Origin of the sequence: Pedobacter sp. MR2016-19, assembly GCF_014947265.1 — a bacterium.
Classification (GTDB): Bacteria; Bacteroidota; Bacteroidia; order Sphingobacteriales; family Sphingobacteriaceae; genus Pedobacter.
Window position 1 is genome coordinate 41,306 of the sequence record NZ_JADCNK010000025.1, and the last position, 17,750, is coordinate 59,055.

The 17,750-nt window shown below is 39.4% G+C and carries 12 protein-coding genes; 7 read left to right on the forward strand and 5 right to left on the reverse strand.

Translation table 11 applies throughout. The annotated features are described in order from the left end of the window. Positions 1 to 8 precede the first annotated feature (8 nt). The 7 genes from IM793_RS22115 to IM793_RS22145 all read left to right on the forward strand — a co-directional run bounded on the left by IM793_RS22115 (position 9) and on the right by IM793_RS22145 (position 10,250). Complete coding sequence (locus IM793_RS22115; RefSeq protein ID WP_132398478.1) at positions 9 to 1,535, forward strand: RagB/SusD family nutrient uptake outer membrane protein; 1,527 nt, start codon at positions 9 to 11, stop codon at positions 1,533 to 1,535. A gap of 150 nt (positions 1,536 to 1,685) precedes the next feature. Further along, a complete protein-coding gene (locus IM793_RS22120; protein WP_227256349.1) occupies positions 1,686 to 3,026 on the forward strand; it encodes a glycoside hydrolase family 30 beta sandwich domain-containing protein in 1,341 nt (446 codons plus the stop codon). 25 nt (positions 3,027 to 3,051) lie between these two features. Then, positions 3,052 to 4,803, forward strand: a complete 1,752-nt coding sequence (locus IM793_RS22125; RefSeq protein WP_193425179.1) for a cellulase family glycosylhydrolase — start codon at positions 3,052 to 3,054, stop codon at positions 4,801 to 4,803. Positions 4,804 to 4,818: 15 nt separating this feature from the next. Further along, positions 4,819 to 6,018, forward strand: coding sequence for a multiheme c-type cytochrome (locus tag IM793_RS22130; protein ID WP_193425182.1), 1,200 nt, complete (start codon positions 4,819 to 4,821; stop codon positions 6,016 to 6,018). Between the two features lie 94 nt (positions 6,019 to 6,112). Further along, positions 6,113 to 8,437 (forward strand): TonB-dependent receptor, encoded by a 2,325-nt coding sequence (locus IM793_RS22135; protein WP_193425184.1) that lies wholly within the window; start codon positions 6,113 to 6,115, stop codon positions 8,435 to 8,437. 4 nt (positions 8,438 to 8,441) lie between these two features. Next, the gene (locus IM793_RS22140; RefSeq protein ID WP_193425187.1) at positions 8,442 to 9,248 is read left to right on the forward strand and encodes a DUF4249 domain-containing protein; all 807 of its coding nucleotides are present in this window, start codon (positions 8,442 to 8,444) and stop codon (positions 9,246 to 9,248) included. Between the two features lie 42 nt (positions 9,249 to 9,290). After that, positions 9,291 to 10,250: a D-glycerate dehydrogenase gene (locus IM793_RS22145; RefSeq protein WP_193425189.1), complete on the forward strand. Its 960-nt coding sequence runs from the start codon at positions 9,291 to 9,293 to the stop codon at positions 10,248 to 10,250. A gap of 128 nt (positions 10,251 to 10,378) precedes the next feature. Here the strand turns inward: IM793_RS22145 and IM793_RS22150 are convergent, their stop codons facing one another. From IM793_RS22150 to IM793_RS22170, 5 genes are all read right to left on the reverse strand, one after another. Further along, the gene (locus tag IM793_RS22150) at positions 10,379 to 13,105 is read right to left on the reverse strand and encodes a carboxypeptidase regulatory-like domain-containing protein (protein WP_227256350.1); all 2,727 of its coding nucleotides are present in this window, start codon (positions 13,103 to 13,105) and stop codon (positions 10,379 to 10,381) included. Between the two features lie 284 nt (positions 13,106 to 13,389). Then, on the reverse strand, positions 13,390 to 14,022 hold the full coding sequence (locus IM793_RS22155; protein ID WP_121283905.1) for a nitroreductase family protein: 633 nt from the start codon (positions 14,020 to 14,022) through the stop codon (positions 13,390 to 13,392). Positions 14,023 to 14,972: 950 nt separating this feature from the next. Further along, positions 14,973 to 16,085, reverse strand: coding sequence for an endonuclease/exonuclease/phosphatase family protein (locus tag IM793_RS22160; protein ID WP_193425191.1), 1,113 nt, complete (start codon positions 16,083 to 16,085; stop codon positions 14,973 to 14,975). After that, positions 16,085 to 16,939, reverse strand: a complete 855-nt coding sequence (locus IM793_RS22165) for a rhomboid family intramembrane serine protease (RefSeq protein WP_193425194.1) — start codon at positions 16,937 to 16,939, stop codon at positions 16,085 to 16,087. The genes IM793_RS22160 and IM793_RS22165 overlap by 1 nt, the downstream gene beginning before the upstream one ends. Continuing rightward, positions 16,932 to 17,651 carry a rhomboid family intramembrane serine protease gene (locus IM793_RS22170; protein ID WP_193425195.1) on the reverse strand — a complete coding sequence of 240 codons (720 nt, stop codon included), beginning with the start codon at positions 17,649 to 17,651 and terminating at the stop codon, positions 16,932 to 16,934. The genes IM793_RS22165 and IM793_RS22170 overlap by 8 nt, the downstream gene beginning before the upstream one ends. Positions 17,652 to 17,750 lie beyond the last annotated feature (99 nt).

Consider the following 17,750-nt stretch of genomic DNA (forward strand, 5'->3'; position numbering starts at 1 on the left):
AAATTAAAATGAAAAAGAATATTTTAGCTATTGCAGCCCTTTTAACCGCTTCTCAGCTTATCGTTTCTTGTCAAAAACAGCTCGATGTAAATCCACGTGAACGTATCCTGGAGACAAGTTATTATCAAAGTCAGCAGCAGGCATTTACAGGTTTGGTGGCTGTCTATGATCAATTGGGTAATCAGTCTAGTGGCTACCTTACAAAACTTAATTTATTTAGCTCCGCATCGGATGATCATTATGCAGGTGCCGATTCTCCATCAGATTTGGGAGATATGCAAGCGATGAATAATTATACGGTAAACTCCTTATCAGGAGCTCCAAGTTATTTATGGAGTAAAGGGTTTACTGGTGTTTACCGTGCAAATGTTCTACTGAAAAAAATAGAAGGCATTACAATGGATGCTTCAACCAAGGCAAGGTATATTGCTGAGGCTAAAGCGTTGCGTGCTATATTTTATTTTGATTTGGTACGGATCTTCAAAAATATACCGTTAATCTTAGCACCTATTGAGCCTTCTGGCATGTTCGATGTTACGCAGGTTGCCCCTGCAGATGTATATAAGCAGATAGAAAAAGATTTAGGAGAGGCATTAACTGCGCTCCCTGTAACTATCCCTACTGCTGAAGCAGGGCGTTTGAGCCAGGGTGCAGTTCATGCCGTTTTAGGTAAGGTCTACTTGTGGGAAGAAAAATGGGCCCCGGCAGCTGCAGAGTTTGCGCTGGTAAATGGTACAGCTCCTGGTGCAAGTACCTATGGCTATAAGCTGCTTCCAAAATTTGCTGATTTATGGAATGTTAAAAATAAGTTCAATTCAGAATCTGTTTTAGAACTCAGCTACAATACTACCTCTAACATGGGTTGGGATAACGTTGGCAGCCGTGAAGGTAATGTTATGGGCATTCTGGTAGGGCCACGTAACTATGTTCCTGTAATTGCTGCACAAGCACCAGATTATGTTTCGGGTTGGAGTGTAATGCCAATAACTAAAGAATTGTTTGACTTAATTCACTACGATCCGCGTAACAAACCTACGGTTGCCAATTTAGATAGTTTGGAAAAAGCAGGTATTGTAACCTATAAACATGCCAATGATAATACCGGATATTTTGTAGAGAAATATGCCGGCAGAGTTTCAACCAAAGCTGCTGTTGGCCAGTTGGAATTAAACTTTGGTCAGAATATGTACGAAATCCGTTTAGCTGATACCTACTTAATGGAAGCTGAAGCGTTGTTGAAAAGTGGTGCTGCAGTTGGCGCAGGTACCAGGGCTTATATTTTCCTTAATGCAGTAAGAGCCCGCGTTGGTTTAAACCCTGTTGCGGTAACGATGGATAATATCATGAAAGAAAGACGTTTGGAACTGGTAGCTGAAGGACAAAGATGGTTTGATTTGGTTAGATGGGGGCTTGCTCCAACTAAACTGGCCTTTAAAGGATTTCAGGCAAATAAAAACGAGACCTTACCTATCCCACAGGCTGAATTGAACAATACCAAAATTCTTCAGAGCAAAGAATGGGGCGGCACAAAATAAGTTGTCTTCTAAATAACCTTAATGTTTAATTGTTAACAGGGAGAAAGCGAGTTCTTTCTTCCTGTTTTTTATCAAATCATCTTCCTTATGCTATTCACCAGGTCCTTTGGGCTCCTAATAGGCTGTGTTTTTACTTTTTCGGCTATGGTTATGGCACAAGGCCAACCACAAGTGTGGTTAACCAAAGCAGATCGTACGGCATTATTTACCCATCAAGCTACCGGCTTAAGTTTGGCCACCGCCAAAAACAAGCAAACCACCATTTTTGTAAACGATAAAGAAACTTATCAAACAATTGATGGCTTCGGTTATGCCCTAACCGGCGGAAGTGCACAGCATATTATTAAAATGTCGGCACCAGCCAGGGCGGCTTTATTGAAAGAGTTGTTTGCTACTGATGGCAACAACATTGGGGTTAGTTACATCAGACTAAGCATTGGCGCTTCTGATTTGAATGAAAAAGTGTTTTCTTACAATGATCTTCCCGAAGGACAAACCGATTTAACGCAAGCCAAATTTGATATCGGGCCTGATAAGGTGGACGTAATTCCGGTAATGAAGGAAATCCTTGCGATCAATCCAAAACTAAAAATTATGGGTTCGCCATGGTCTCCTCCCTTATGGATGAAAACCACTTACGACGCCCGGGGCGGGATGTTAAAGCCCGAATATTATGATGCTTATGCTAAGTATTTTGTGAGGTATGTACAGGAAATGCAAAAAGAAGGAATTCCAATTGATGCGATTACCGTTCAAAATGAGCCTCTGCACCCGGGCAATAACCCCAGCTTGCTTATGGTTGCTCCAGACCAGGCACTTTTTGTAAAAAAGTTTCTCGGGCCTGCTTTTGCCAAAGCGAATATTAAAACAAAAATTATTATTTACGACCATAATGCCGACCGGCCAGATTATCCGATCAGTATTTTAGATGACGCAGAAGCCAGAAAGTATATTGATGGATCTGCTTTTCATTTGTATGGGGGAAGAATCGAAGCTTTAAATGATGTGCACCATGCCCATCCTGACAAGCATATTTACTTTTCTGAGCAAATGGTAGTAGAGCAGCCAGACGCAGCGGAGATTAAAATTGTTAATCCAGTTAGTCGCTTAATTATCGGGGCTACACGCAACTGGAGCAAAAATGTACTGGAATGGAATTTAGCCGCCGATCCTGAAAATAAACCCTATACCGACAGGGGTGGCTGTTCGATGTGTCAGGGCGCAATAACCATCGATAAAGATAACTATAGCAGAAACCTGGCTTATTATTCCATTGCCCACGCTTCTAAGTTTGTAAGGCCTGGTGCTGTTCGGGTGGCTACAAACAATTTAACCGATCTGCCAAATGTTGCCTTTAAAACACCTGATGGGAAACATGTTTTAATTGTTGCCAATAACGGCAAGAGCGCCAATACCTTTAACATTACTTTTAATGGTAAAATACTTGTCGCAATGCTCGATAAAGGATCTGTAGCTACATACATCTGGTAATTCTCTAAAACCTAATCTTATTGTTATGTCTTTCAAAAAAACGATATTATATATTTTTCTGCTCAGTGCCATTTCGTTTACGGGGTTTAGTCAGGGGTTTTTAAAAGCCGAGGGTAAAAAAATAGTGAACCAAAAGGGTGAGAATGTTTTACTCCGTGGTTTTGGCTTAGGTGGCTGGATGTTACAGGAGGGTTATATGCTCAAAATTAACAAAGAATCACAGCAGTACCGTATTCGCGAGCGCATAGAAGAACTAATGGGGCCAAAACAGACTCAGGAATTTTACGATGCCTGGCTGGCCAACCACATGCGTAAAATAGATGTGGATTCGATGAAACGCTGGGGTTTTAATTCCATCCGTTTGCCCATGCACTACAATTTATACACTTTACCAGCAGATAAAGAACCTGTTGCCGGCAAAAATACCTGGCTGGAAAAAGGCTTCGCTTTAACCGATAGCCTGTTATCCTGGTGTAAGTCCAATAAAATGTATTTGATTTTAGATTTACATGCTGCACCTGGTGGACAAGGAAACGATTTAAACATTGCCGACCGCGATCCGTCAAAACCATATTTATGGGATAGTGCGGCTAACCAGGAGAAAACCATTGCCCTTTGGAAAAAACTGGCAGAGCGTTATAAAGATGAACCTTACATTGGTGCATACGATATTTTGAATGAACCCAACTATGGTTTTACCAATCCTGAAGAGGATAAAAACGGAACAAAAGAAAAAGTGAATGCACCATTGCGTAAGTTAATGGTCGAGATTACCAAAGCCATCCGTGAGGTTGATCAAAAACACATTATTATTATCGAAGGAAATGGCTGGGGCAATAATTACAATGGCATTTTTCCATTATGGGATAAAAATATGGTTTTGAGTTATCATAAATACTGGAATTATAATGATCAGGCTTCAATAGCACACATTATTAAAGCCAGGGATGAGCAGAATGTTCCGGTTTGGCTGGGTGAAACAGGAGAAAATTCGAATGTCTGGTTTACGGATGCCATCCACCTCCTGGAAAAAAACAATATTGGCTGGGCCTGGTGGCCATTGAAAAAGATAGGTGCAAATAACCCGATGGAAATTAAATCGAATCCTAATTATGATGAGTTGGTAAAGTACCTTAATAATGGTGGAAACAAACCTAAGGATAGTAATGTATATAGCGGTTTAATGGAGTTGGCCATTTATTCGAAATTAGAAAATACAATTATCCACAGAGACGTAATTGATGCCATCATCCGACAGCCCTTTAGGAATGAAACTAAAGCTTTTAAGCCCAACTTAATTAAAGATAAAAGTATTGTTTATGCTGTAGATTACGATTTGGGTAAAAACGCTTTTGCTTATTTCGATACCGATACGGCCGATTACCATACCTCAACAGGAAAACGAAGTGCTGGCAACCGCGGCCATATTTACAGAAATGATGGGGTAGATATTGTTAAAGATTCTACACAGTACGAAAAGTATTATGTAAACCATATCGAAAAAGGGGAGTGGTTGCAATACACCATAAACGTTGCAGAAAAAGGAGCATATACCTTAAAAATAAATGCTGCGGCAAATCATGCTTCAGGTAGAATGACCATTATGATCGACGACAAAGTGGCAGCTAAAAATATTGCGGTTCCAGATACCGGAGATAATAATAAGTTTGCAACCTTTGAGGTGAAGAAAGTGGTTTTAAAGGCTGGAAAGCAAAAAATTAAAGTACTGGCAGATGCAGGGGGCTATAATTTTAGTTATCTTCAATTCATAAAATAAAAACGAAACATCACCTTGAAAGGCGCAAAACGGATCCTGTTTATTTTAGGGGCAATTGCTGTTGCAATAGTTATTCTTTCAAGATGTATGAATGCGGCCGATCAATTGCCCGCAGATGTGCGGGGCGAGGCCTACACCGGGGCAGCTACCTGTGTTAAATGCCATAAAGATTTATCGCAGTCTTATGCACATAATCCGCATGGTTTAACTTCTAAGCCTGTTGCAGATGCAGCTTTGTTAAAAATTTTCGCCCCTGATTCGAACAGTTTCCAATATGATGCAAGCCAAAAAGTAGTAGTAGAGAAGAGAGACAGTGGGATATTTCAGGTTGCTTATCAGGATGGTAAAGCTGTGCGTGCGCAAAAGTTCGATATGCAGTTTGGTTCGGGCGAGAAAGCCTATACTTATACTTATTGGCAAGGCAAAAAAATGTACGAACTGCCTTTATCTTACTTCACTACTATTAAGAACTGGGCCATCAGCCCTGGTTTCCCAAAAGAAAGCTTTTATTTTGACCGGGCGATAACGAGTCGTTGTTTGGAGTGCCATGCCTCTTATGTAGCTATTAAAGTCACGCAAAAATCTACTTTTGAAAAGGATGAAGAGATGGAAAAAGGAACTGTTATTTATGGAATAGATTGTGAGCGCTGCCATGGCCCCGGGAAACAGCATGTTGTTTTTCATATGGAAAACCCTAAAGAAAAGACTGCAAAATTCATCACCCTTTATAAAACACTTACCCGTAAGCAAAAGATGGATGTTTGCGCCGTTTGCCATTCGGGCAATACTTTGGTGGCACAACGATCGGTATTCGGTTTCCAGCCGGGCGACGATTTAGATGCTTATTATTCGCAGGATTTTACAGGTTTTGGTGGTGGTAATATTGATGTACACGGTAACCAAAGTGCCATGCTAAAGGGCAGTAATTGTTATCGGAAAAGTGAAACCATGACCTGCCAATCGTGCCACAATACACATGAAAATATTAAAGGCAATTTAGCAGTTTACTCACAGCGCTGTATCAATTGCCATAAAACGACCAACCACAGTAAAGCTACTTTAGCCAAGGGATCCCTGAGTACCAATTGTATCGACTGCCATATGCCTATGGAACCTTCAAAACTGATCACCTTTCAACAGGCAGGTAAAGATCATTTAAGTCCTTACCTGTTACGCTCACATCATATTGCCATTTATCCCGTTATTAATAAGTAACCAGATGTGTAGTAAGAAATCTCCCTGTTCGCCATTAATAGGACTTGGATTTCGTACATTTGGTTTCTACCTTAAAAATTAGATAGTAGCCAATATGTCCTTAAAATACTACTTAGCTTTATTCTCCTTCCTTTTTCTATCCACCTCTATTTTTGCACAAAAGAAATTTACCCTCAGCGGCACTATTCGCGATGCGGGCACAGGCGAAACCTTAATTGGTGCAACGGTAAGAATTTCCGGAGCATCTACCGCAGCAACCTTAACCAATAATTATGGATATTTTGCTTTAACACAAACCGAAGGAACCTACACGGTGGCGGTAAGTTATACCGGCTATGCATCCATTGTTAAAACCATCAGTTTAACAAAAGATACCAAGTTAAATGAGGAACTAAAAAGTACAAATGATTTAGATGAAGTAACAGTAAGCGCCAATAACCGTAAAAACGAAAACGTTAAAAGTGCGCAGATGGGTTTGGAAAGGATTGATATGAAAACGCTTAATTCTATTCCGGTGTTGCTGGGCGAAAAGGATATTTTAAAAACCATCCAATTGTTACCAGGCGTAAAATCGGGTGGAGAAGGGAATACAGGTTTTTATGTTCGCGGTGGTGCTGCCGATCAGAATTTAATTATTTTGGATGAGGCTGTGGTGTACAACTCATCACACTTACTTGGCTTTTTCTCTACTTTCAATGCCGACGCGATTAAAGATGTAAGTTTATACAAAGGTGGCATGCCAGCGCAATATGGTGGCCGGTTATCATCGGTTTTAGATGTTAAAATGGATGATGGGAACAATAAAGAGCTTAAGTTTGAGGGAGGAATTGGTTTAATCGCCTCACGTTTAAAAGCAGAAGGACCGATTGTAAAAGACAGAGGTTCGTTTATGGTGAGTTTCCGCAGAACTTATATCGATCTGTTTTTAAGGGCTTCGCCAGATTCGTCGGTGAATGGAAGCACACTAAATTTTTACGATATTAACGCAAAGGCGAATTATAAAATCAACGATAAAAATACCATTTATATTTCGGGCTATTTTGGTAAGGATAATATTGGGGTGAAGGATTTGTTTGAGAATAACTGGGGCAACGTAACCACCACCATCCGCTTAAACCACATTTTTAACGACCGCTTGTTTTCTAATACTTCGTTAATTTACAACAACTACAATTATACCGTTCGTTTGTTAAATGATGCGACTAATTTTAAGGCGACTTCGCTGGTACGCGATTTCAATTTTAAAGAAGATTTTCAGTATTTCAGCAACAAACATATTCTCAGGTTCGGGCTAAATGCTACCCAGCACCGCATATCGCCGATTGATATTGATAGCGATGTATCCTCGCAGGTAAATTCGCTTACACAAGAGCGTAGGTATGGGATAGAATCTGCTGCCTATATTTCTGATGAATGGAATGTAAACGAGCACCTTAACTTTTTATATGGTGTAAGGTTGGCTGCTTTTTCTTTAATGGGGCCTGGTAATTTTAGCACTTATGATACTGATGGGAATATCGCATCAACAGAAAATGTAGCCAAAGGCAAGTTTTACAAAAACTATTTCAACCTGGAGCCCCGCTTTTCTATGAGTTACCTGCTTAACGAAGAAAATTCTATTAAAGCATCGTACAACCGCAATACACAGAATGTTCACATTTTAACAAATGCCACTTCCAGTTCGCCAACCGATCAGTATGTGTTGAGCAGTAATAATATTAAACCAGAAATTGCCGATCAGGTGGCGCTGGGGTATTTTAAAAATATTAAAGAAAATACCTATGAACTCTCTGCAGAAATTTATTATAAATGGCTGCAAAACCAGATCGATTACAAAAATGCCGCCCAGTTACTGGCCAATTCGAATGTAGAATCGGAGCTGATATACGGCGTAGGTAGAGCTTACGGGCTGGAACTGTTTTTTAAAAAGAAATTTGGCAAGCTGAATGGCTGGGTAGGATACACCTTATCCCGCACTGAACGCAAATTTACAGAACTAAATAACGGCAAATATTTTCCGGCCAGGCAAGACCGTACACATGATATTTCGGTGGTTGGTATTTACAACATGACCCCAAGGTGGACATTTTCATCAAGCTTTATTTACAGTACCGGCAATGCAGTTACCTATCCGGCAGGTAAATATACCGTTGGTGGGCAACCAGCCTATTATTATACCCAGCGCAATGCCGGTCGCATGCCTTACAATATGCGTTTAGATATAAGTGCAACATTAGAAGGCAAGAAAAAAGGCAAATACCAATCGAGCTGGAATTTCGGTATCTACAATGTGCTGGCCAGAAAAAATCCTTACTCCATAGAATTCATTACTGACCCGCAAAATCCGAACAAAACTGCTGCACAGCAAACCTCTCTTTTTGGACTTATTCCATCTGTTACCTGGAATTTTAAATTTTAATGCCATGAAAAAACTGACCATATATTTTGTCCTATTTACCTTGTGCCTCGCTTCATGCAAGAAAATTATTTCCATCGATACGGAGAATGCCGACCCACAGTTAGTAATTGAAGGGATCATTAATAACCAGTTGATGGACCAGGAAATTAAAATCAGCAAAACGATAGGTTATACCGAGGAAAATGTTTTCCCTAAAATTTCGGGTGCCACGGTTACCGTTACCGATAGCAAGGGAAATACCTTTGTATTCAAAGAAGGAACTAAGCAGGGTACTTATGTTAGTCGCATGAAGGGTGAGCCAGGTGTTACCTATAATTTAAATGCGACTGTTGAAGGACAAAACTATACCGCCAGTTCTAAAATGCCTAATGTGGTTAAAATGGATTCAATTGGGATCATTAATAACACCTTTTTTGGCCGTGAACGTAAAACAGCGGCAGTCTTTTTTAAAGATCCGGTTAATGAAGTAAATTTCTACCATTTTAACCTGTATGTAAACGATGTTTTGTCGCGACGCTATTATGCTAGTAACGACAGGCTAACCAATGGTAATGATTTGCGGATTCAGCTCTTTTTTAAACCCAATAACGATCACGACAGCGACGAGCTGAACACCAATGATAAGGTTAGGGTTGAAATGGAATGTGTTGACAGTAATATTTTTAATTATTGGTATGCACTTAGCCAGCAAGCAGACCGCGGGCCTAACCAGGGTACCACGCCGGCCAACCCCACATCAAATCTTTCGAATAATGCATTGGGTTATTTCAGCGCAAATACCTATCAGGTACTCACGGCTACTGTAAAGTAAACATTAAGCAAAACTCCTGTTCAGATTTACTGTTAAATTAATATGAAAGTATTTATAAGCGGCAACATTACTCCGGTTGGAATAAAAGAACTGGAAGAAAACAATATCTCCATCACCCAGTGGAAAGAAAACAGGCAGATTACTGCCGAAGAACTGATTGAAGCCTGCCAGGGACAGGATGGCTTGATTAGCGTTGGCCCCAATAAGCTTAATGCTGCATTTTTAAATGCCTGTAGCCATTTAAAGGTGATCGCACTACACTCTGTAGGTTACGATCAGGTTGATGTGGCTGAAGCTAAAAAATTAAATATTCCAATTGGTAATACACCCGGAGTTTTGAGTGCAGCAACTGCTGATACTGCTTTTTTATTGATGCTCGCTGTATCACGAAAGGCTTTTTTCTCACACAAAAAAATCATTCAAGGCGAATGGAAAAACTACGAGCCTTCACCAGAACTAGGAATTGAAGTAAATGGCAAAACCCTCGGTGTTTTTGGCCTGGGCAAAATTGGTTTAGAAATGGCCAAAAAATGTGCTGCAGCCTACCAGATGGAGGTGATTTACCACAACCGATCGCGTAACGAAGAAGCCGAAAGAGAAATCGGTGCAAAATATGTGTCTTTTGAAGAACTTTTAGCACAAAGTGATGTGTTATCCGTACACACCGCCTTAACACCAGAAACCAAAGATAAATTTACGCTCAATGTTTTTAAGCAGATGAAACCCAATTCGATTTTCATTAATACAGCCAGGGGAGGTATTCACAATGAAAAGGATCTAATTAAGGCCTTAGATGAGAAAATGATATGGGGTGCAGGTTTGGATGTAACCAACCCGGAACCAATGGATAAAAACAATCCTTTGCTGGCTATGGAAAACGTTGCCGTTTTACCACATATCGGCTCGGCCACCGAAGAAACCAGAGCAGCCATGGCGCAGATTATTGTGCAGAATATCGTTGCCGGGTTGAAAGGGGAGAAGCTGCCTTTTGAAGTGAAGTAAGATGTGAAATTGAGATTTGAGATGTGAGATGGATGAGGGGCGAGAAGCCAATTCCATCATCCATCTTACATTTTTCATTTAGGGTTATTAACCATTGACTATCAGACTATGAACCATTTGCCTATATTCTATTTTACGAGATATTTAAACACCGCTCTTCCTAAATTTCCATTGGCATCTATACCTTCAATAATTACTTTGTACTGTCCTCTTCCATCAGCGTTATAATATTCAAAAGAAGCATTACCCGTTGCATCGGTAACTACTTTAGGGTTCCAGTAAATGGTGGTCCTTAAATCGTTTCGGTTCATGCTGGCAGGAACGTCATATTTAGGTGAGTAAAACTGTTTTTCTTTGTTATAACCCTGTGGCGAGAATGTAAGTTCATAATACTTAGGAAGCATATCCATTAATTGGGCTTTCGTAATCTTGGTGCCTTTAGGTGCTTTTTTCTGGTTAAATACAATTACACCGTTTATATTATTGGCACGGTTCACCAAACCTAAATCGTCTCTTAAAAATACTTCTACCGATTCGAGCTGGTTGACATCTATAGTATTGATCTGGTTTACATCCACATTCATACCATTGATGAAAATACCCATAGGGATTTTTTTACCCTGGTTGTAATCGCGGGTTACGTAAAAGTTATTATCGGCAAAGGTAACCCCTGCCAGCATACCCTGTAAACAGTTAATTAATAAACCACAGCCTTTAAACCGGTCTCCACTAACTTCATGATCGGCCATTTGGCTTAGTCCGCTTAGTGCGGGGTAATCCTTATGACTTACTTTCGGAACTACTGTGGCTTTAATATTTACATCTTTTAGGGTATGTAAATAAGCGTATTGTCTTTTGCTGTTATCTAAATAACTGGTTAAAGCGCTATCAATATTTAAAACCTCTTCGGCTGCACTAAAGTTTCTGGTTAGAGTAGGTACCGGTGCACCATTTAAGCTTAAGGTCATGTTTTTATAGTTTACATTATACTTAGCGGTAATGGTCACTTTAGAGGAGTCGTTAAATACCAGGTTTTGGAATTTAAAATTCCCAACAGGATCTGTTGTGCTTTCCAGATTGAAACGTTTATCAGGTATGGTTAATAATAAGGCTCCTTTTCTAACCGGAATACCATTGTTTTGACGCAAAATACCTGAAATTTCAATGCCTTGCTCCGGTAAGAAATCAATTTTTGGCAATTTATTGGCGATGATATCGGTATATTTAAAACTGCGGTATCCCTGGGTAAGGAGCAATACATCTAAATCTGCATTTTTCTTTGCGTCAGGTGCATTAAAGTAATAATTTGCTTTTTCAATGTAACCTTTAACATCGCTGCTTAACAACAGGCCAGTTAATATCGTACTGGTTGCATCCTCACTAGATGGAACTTTGGTTTCATCTACAACAGCCACCGAGAAGTTTCCTTCAACAGGAGCGCCATCTTTTTTAGCAGCAACATTTATCTTAACCTTTTTCTTGATTCCATAAGTCGTTGCAGCACTGGTTAGCGTTACCGCCATGGTATTTTTGTGCTGTACAAAAACCAAACGTTCGCTAAGTGGTTTACCAAATTCGTTAAACAGGGTAAATTGTGCAATTCCATTCGGGAATTTAGATTTAAGCACAGTGGTATTGTATTCTTTGTTTGATAAGGCTGTTTGCGCACCATAACAAATCACGCCTTTGCTCTGTGCTATTAAATAAAGCTTTTTACCCTGATTCTGTTCAAAGAAGGCATCATTAGCCGAAATTTTGATGGCTATATTATCTGCACTGCTGTTATCTATATTTACAGAAACACCATTTGCAGCAACTGCCGGTAAGTTATAATTTTGAGCGGTTCCATCTGCATAGGTAACAGCTGCTTTGTACGTTTTTCCGGCTTCGGCCAGTAAGTTAAAACTGCCCATTCCTAAATGTTGGGCAGTAAATGTTGCTACTGTTTTGCCATCATTATCGGTAACTGTACCTTTTGAACTGACGCCCAAACCATCACTCTTAATCGCTTTAAATGCCACTTTGGTAGTTAAACCTGCAATCAGACTTCCTCCCTCTGGGAAGAACTGAAAATCTTTACTTACTATGGCGTTTTTAAGTTGAAAGCTATTGCTCGCCACATCTTTATCGGTGGTATTAATGCTGGTAATCAGTTCGCCTTTTTGTAATTGATATTCCGCCTTCTGTGCATTGCTCATTGCGATGGTTAAATAACCGTTCGCATCTGTTGTACCCCTGCCTTTGGCAATAACTGTAAAACTGGTAACCACCTGCCAGCTTACATTTTTATTGGCGTAAGGTTTGTTATTGGCATCTTTAAATTGTACACGTGCATCAATTTTTTCTAATTTATCTGTAGAGGTATTTTTATAAGTGATATGGGTTTTTACCTCCTTATCAATTGCTTCGCCTACATAAAAGGTCTTGTTAAAATAAGCAGGATCTTCACTGTTGAGCATCCATAGCGTATAAGCCCTGATGTGGTAATTTCCTTGTTTATAGTTAATCTGATCTAATGGGAAACTGCCATAAGCAAAACCACCGGTAATGGGTAATTTTAGGGTTTGGATAAGTGAGTCTTTCTGATTGATTACGTCTACATAAATGATCTTACTGATTGCAGATAAGAAATTCTGGTTTTCGGTAACGTAGGCTTTAAACCAAACCGTATCGGCAACAGCGTAATAAGGCTTATCGAAATGAAGATAGATCTTTTCAGCAGGATAATCGCTTAATACCTTGTTGGTTTTGGTAATGATACTGTTTATGCTAATGGTATCGGTTTGGGCCGAAGAAGAAAAACTGAATGTTGATAAAAGTGACAGTATAATAAACGATAATCTAAAAATCTTCATGGATTGGATATTAAATGCTAGCCCGTAAATATATCCAATTATAAATAGAGCACATAAAATGTAATGAGGTTTAACATTTTTTTACAAAAATTTCTATGTTAATCGTCATCCTGATCCGATAGCTATCGGATTTGTTCAGGATCTACATGTGGAGTGCTTTTTAGGTTAATTGTTTAAACCGGTTAATCGACTCCAAACGCCAAACTCCCAACGCCAAACTAACTCTGCTAAAACAAAACAAGCCGCTAAAAGCGGCTTGTTTTAAATATAATGGTGTTTGCCTGTTATTTAAACTCGATCAGGAATTCCTCTTTAGGTGAACGTACTTTTTTAAGATTTACCAACCAATCGCCGGCTTCATCCCTGTTTCCTAATGGCAATAGGGTAACACTTTTTAAGCCTTTTTTATCTAAGCCTAAAAGTTCATCTAAGGCAGGGCCGTTAAAACCTTCCATTGGCGTAGCATCAACTTTTAATACAGCTGCTTCTGCAATAGCAATACCGAAAGCAATATAAGCCTGACGGGCTGCATGGTTGAAGTTTTCTTCCGCCGTTCTGGATAAAATCATGCCTTTAAGTTGTGCTTTGTAAGCATCTGTAGTATCCAGTGGTAAGCCACGCTCTGCATTCATTCTGTTAAAAACGGCATCTATACCTTCTTCTGTATAGTTTTCGTTTGCTGCGAAAATCAATAAGTGAGAAGAATCGATTACTTGCGATTGGTTAAAAGCAATCGGCGCAATTTTCTCTTTTAATTCCTGGTTGGTTACCACAATTAATTTAAAAGGCTGTAAACCAGATGATGTAGGCGCCAAATGTGCTGCTGCAATAATTTTATCAACTTTTTCCTGTTCAACAGGTTGACCGTTCATTTTCTTAACGGCATAACGCCAGTTCAGTGCATCTATTAAGCTCATATTTTTGAAGATTTTTTTTAAATTTTATGAAGCAAAGATGGAAATAAGGAACAAACCTATTGTTGATGTATGGTAAGAAAATAAAATAGCCAGTGATTTGATCGTCATTTGCATTAAGCTTACATATTGCTTATTTTTTTCTATCGGTTGGTGTCTCACCGACCGAAATGGAATAATTCAGAATGACAAATTATGAAAGAGTTTAATTAAAATTAGGAAATGAATGGCTTGTGGTTCTTGGAGGTTTTCAGCCCTGCCATTCGCTATAGCTCCGATAGAAAAAATCGGAGGCTGTCGCTGCTGTCAGGTTTATGAACATGGGTTCTGCACCCTGCAACCCCTAAAATGAAATGCTGTTTTGCCCACCTAGCCCCGGTTAAAGTGTTACCCTGCAGCGACGAGGCACGAGGAAGCGAAGCGTAAAAACGAAAAACGGGAAGAAACTTCTTGTTTTGCACAGGGATTGCGCTCCAAATGAAAGATTATTAAACTACCATCGAAAGCGTGATTTTTTCCATCGCCATGGTTCGTGTCCTCACGCACCATAAGATCGTAATTAAGCTTTTATCCTATAGGTTGGCGTCTCACCGACCAAAATAGAATTAGGAAATGAGTGGCTTGTGGTTCCTGGCAGTTTACAGCCCCGCTTTCGCTTATAGTCCTCGCTGCGCTGCGGGCTATTCCGCTCAGTCAGGTTTAGGAACAAGTGTTCTGCATCCTGCAACCGCAGAAATGAAGTGCTGTTTTGCCCACATAGCCCCGGTTGAAGTGTTACCCTGCAGCAACGAGGCACGAGGAAGCGAAGCGTAAAAACGGAAAACGGGAAGAAACTTCTTGTTTTGCACAGAGATTGCGCTCCAAATGAAAGATTATTAAACTACCATCGAAAGCGTGATTTTTTCCATCGCCATGGTTCGTGTCTTCACGCACCATAAGATCGTAATTAAACCTTAGGGAATAAACCTCAAATCGCTGCGCACCGGAAAGTGGTCGGATAATTTAGCCTGGGTAATTTTGTAATTTAATACCTCAAGTTCTTTAGAAGTGGCAATATAATCAATCTGGAAATTAGGAAATTTGCCATTATAGGTTTTACCAAAACCGTTGCCCTTTTTAATAAAACTATTGTTTAATCCGGCTGTAATTTGGGTAACCACGTAAGATGCCGGCGTATCGTTAAAATCGCCCGCAATAAGGTAAGGTGTTTTGCAGGTGGCCATTTCCTTTTTCATAATATCTACCTGACCGCTGCGTTTCAAAAAGGCACTTTTCAGCATTCTTAAAATCCGTTTGGATGGTTGCAGTTCGGTATTCATTTCTTTCACCTTATCCAGGTATTCGTAATCCTGTTTTTCAAAAGAAATAGATTGAAAATGCACATTGTAAACCCTTAATGTTTTTCCTTTAATGTTTAAATCGGCATAAATACTCATGTTATTGGAGAGACCTTCAACAAAAGGGATTTTACCCGAATTGTTAATCGGGAATTTAGAAAATATAGCTAAGCCGGTTGCTTCGTAATCATTTTTATTAGTAGGTACAAAGTAGTAATATTTTGTATTTAACAGTGCTTTAAGGCTGTCAACGGTATCAAAAGCACCTTTGTAACGGGTAAAAAATTCTTGAAAGCAAATAATATCAGGGTTTTGATCTTTCACCACCTGAAGCATTTTTTCTTTTACAGATTCAGTATTGTCTTCGCCGTATAGTTTAAAGCTATGCACGTTGTAAGTCATCATTCTGATGCTATTCTCTGCTTTTTCAGTGCCTCCCTCATTGCCACCAATGGCAAAGGTGGCTTTTAAAGTTTTAGCACCGAGCGCAATAATGATAATAGTTGTGATGGCAAAAATCCATTTTTTGCTTAAAAACCACCAAACGAGGAAGATAATGTTAACGAATAAAACGAAAGGATAGGCAAGACCAAAAAAAGCAATAATGGCATGTTTTCTTGGGTCCATATTTCCGGCAAGGACCCCCAATAGTAAAGCGATTGCCAACATAATGGCAACAGGCAAGAGGAGTTTATCCAGGAAACTATATTTCTTCTTGTTCGTGGCCATTAATCTTTACTTGCCTTAAATAGTTTTTCTTTTTCTACCGCTGTTAATTTATCGTACCCTGAAGTCGATATTTTGTCTAAAATGGTATCTATTTCCTGTTGAGAAACGCCACCTTTGAATTCGGGTTTTTTAACAGGTTTTTCATTCCGAACCACTTTTAATTTTGGCTTACGCTCAAAGAGCTTGCTCCAGTCCCTTCCGTTTTGCAAACTTTTAATGAAGGTAAAACCTAAAAGTGCACCACCAATATGCGCTAAACTTCCACCTGCATTTACGGAGCCGATCGCAATAAAATCGAGCACAAAATAGATAATGGCAATCCATTTAATTTTAACCTCACCAAAGAAAAGTAACATAATGGTGTAATTCGGTACCAGCGTTGCAGAAGCAAAAATGATAGCCATTACTGCGGCTGATGCGCCAACAATGGTTACGCCGGCCAGGCCGCTGGCATAAAGCGGGAATATATTTAATGCAGCAACGGCAAACAAACCACCAAAAAGACCACCTGCCAGGTACACAAAATGAAACTGACGGCTTTTTAAAAAATTCATGAATATATTGCCGAACCAAAATAAGCCGAGCATATTAAACAGGATGTGAAGAATCCCGTCATGAATAAACATGTAGGTAAACAGGGTATAAAAGCGCTCAGGTAGTTTCGAAATGCTGGCTGGTAAACCTAAATAATCGCTTACGAATAAATCGATAATATTACCATGGCCGCTTAGCTTGCTAAATACGCCAACAATGGCGATCAATAAAAATAGCATTACATTAATCCCAATGTAGAAGAATAATGGATTGCCCGATTGAAAAACCTTGTATTTTAAATCTTTAAAAGTATTATTCATAGAGCGTATAAAATGTATCGTTCTTATCTTTCCATATTTTAACAAGTATAAAGCCGATTAAAGCACCACCAAGGTGAGCATAATGTGCAACAGAATCGCCTTCAAACTGGGCAACACCCAAAGATAACTCTACTAAAATATAAAATGGTATAATATATTTTGCTTTCACCGGAACCGGAATAAACATAATTAGTAATTCTGCATTTGGATAAAGCATGCCAAAAGCAACTAACAAGCCGAAAATTGCACCCGATGCACCAAGCATTCCACCGAAATATATTCCGAATAGTGTTTTAACTTTGGCTGGTGAAGCATCTGTTGCATTATATAAGTCGCTCAAACTTAGTTTGTCCCCTGCTGTAAACGTTCCTAATATTTGATGAACCTCATAAGCTTGTACAGCCCATTGTAGAAACAAAGCACCCAAACCGGTTATGAAATAAAATATTAAAAATTTTTTGGCTCCCCAACGCTGTTCCAGTATGCTTCCAAAGCTGTAAAGCGCAAACATATTGAAAAAAATATGCGCCAGGTTACCATGCATAAACATATAACTTATAGGCTGCCATAGCTCAAACTTTGGAGAATCGAAATAATATACCGCTAACAGGTCATCAAGGTGAAGGTTTGTGAGCAAGTAAGTTGCTGCAAAAAATAAGATGTTAATAATCAGTAGGTTTTTTACTACTGGTGGAATATATATCTTGTTCATTTAATTTTAAAAGGGGTTAACTGGTTAATTGTTTAAACTGGTTAATCGGTTAACTGTTTTGTATTTCTCTTTGGCTTCTAGTTTTGCTATGCACTTCAA

Coding starts and splice junctions, on each gene's coding strand:
- IM793_RS22115 (WP_132398478.1), top strand. CDS start 9: ATGAAAAAGAATATTTTAGCTATTGCAGCCCTTTTAACCGCTTCTCAG.
- IM793_RS22120 (WP_227256349.1), top strand. CDS start 1,686: ATGGCACAAGGCCAACCACAAGTGTGGTTAACCAAAGCAGATCGTACG.
- IM793_RS22125 (WP_193425179.1), top strand. CDS start 3,052: ATGTCTTTCAAAAAAACGATATTATATATTTTTCTGCTCAGTGCCATT.
- IM793_RS22135 (WP_193425184.1), top strand. CDS start 6,113: ATGTCCTTAAAATACTACTTAGCTTTATTCTCCTTCCTTTTTCTATCC.
- IM793_RS22140 (WP_193425187.1), top strand. CDS start 8,442: ATGAAAAAACTGACCATATATTTTGTCCTATTTACCTTGTGCCTCGCT.
- IM793_RS22145 (WP_193425189.1), top strand. CDS start 9,291: ATGAAAGTATTTATAAGCGGCAACATTACTCCGGTTGGAATAAAAGAA.
- IM793_RS22150 (WP_227256350.1), bottom strand. CDS start 13,105: ATGAAGATTTTTAGATTATCGTTTATTATACTGTCACTTTTATCAACA.
- IM793_RS22155 (WP_121283905.1), bottom strand. CDS start 14,022: ATGAGCTTAATAGATGCACTGAACTGGCGTTATGCCGTTAAGAAAATG.
- IM793_RS22160 (WP_193425191.1), bottom strand. CDS start 16,085: ATGGCCACGAACAAGAAGAAATATAGTTTCCTGGATAAACTCCTCTTG.
- IM793_RS22165 (WP_193425194.1), bottom strand. CDS start 16,939: ATGAATAATACTTTTAAAGATTTAAAATACAAGGTTTTTCAATCGGGC.
- IM793_RS22170 (WP_193425195.1), bottom strand. CDS start 17,651: ATGAACAAGATATATATTCCACCAGTAGTAAAAAACCTACTGATTATT.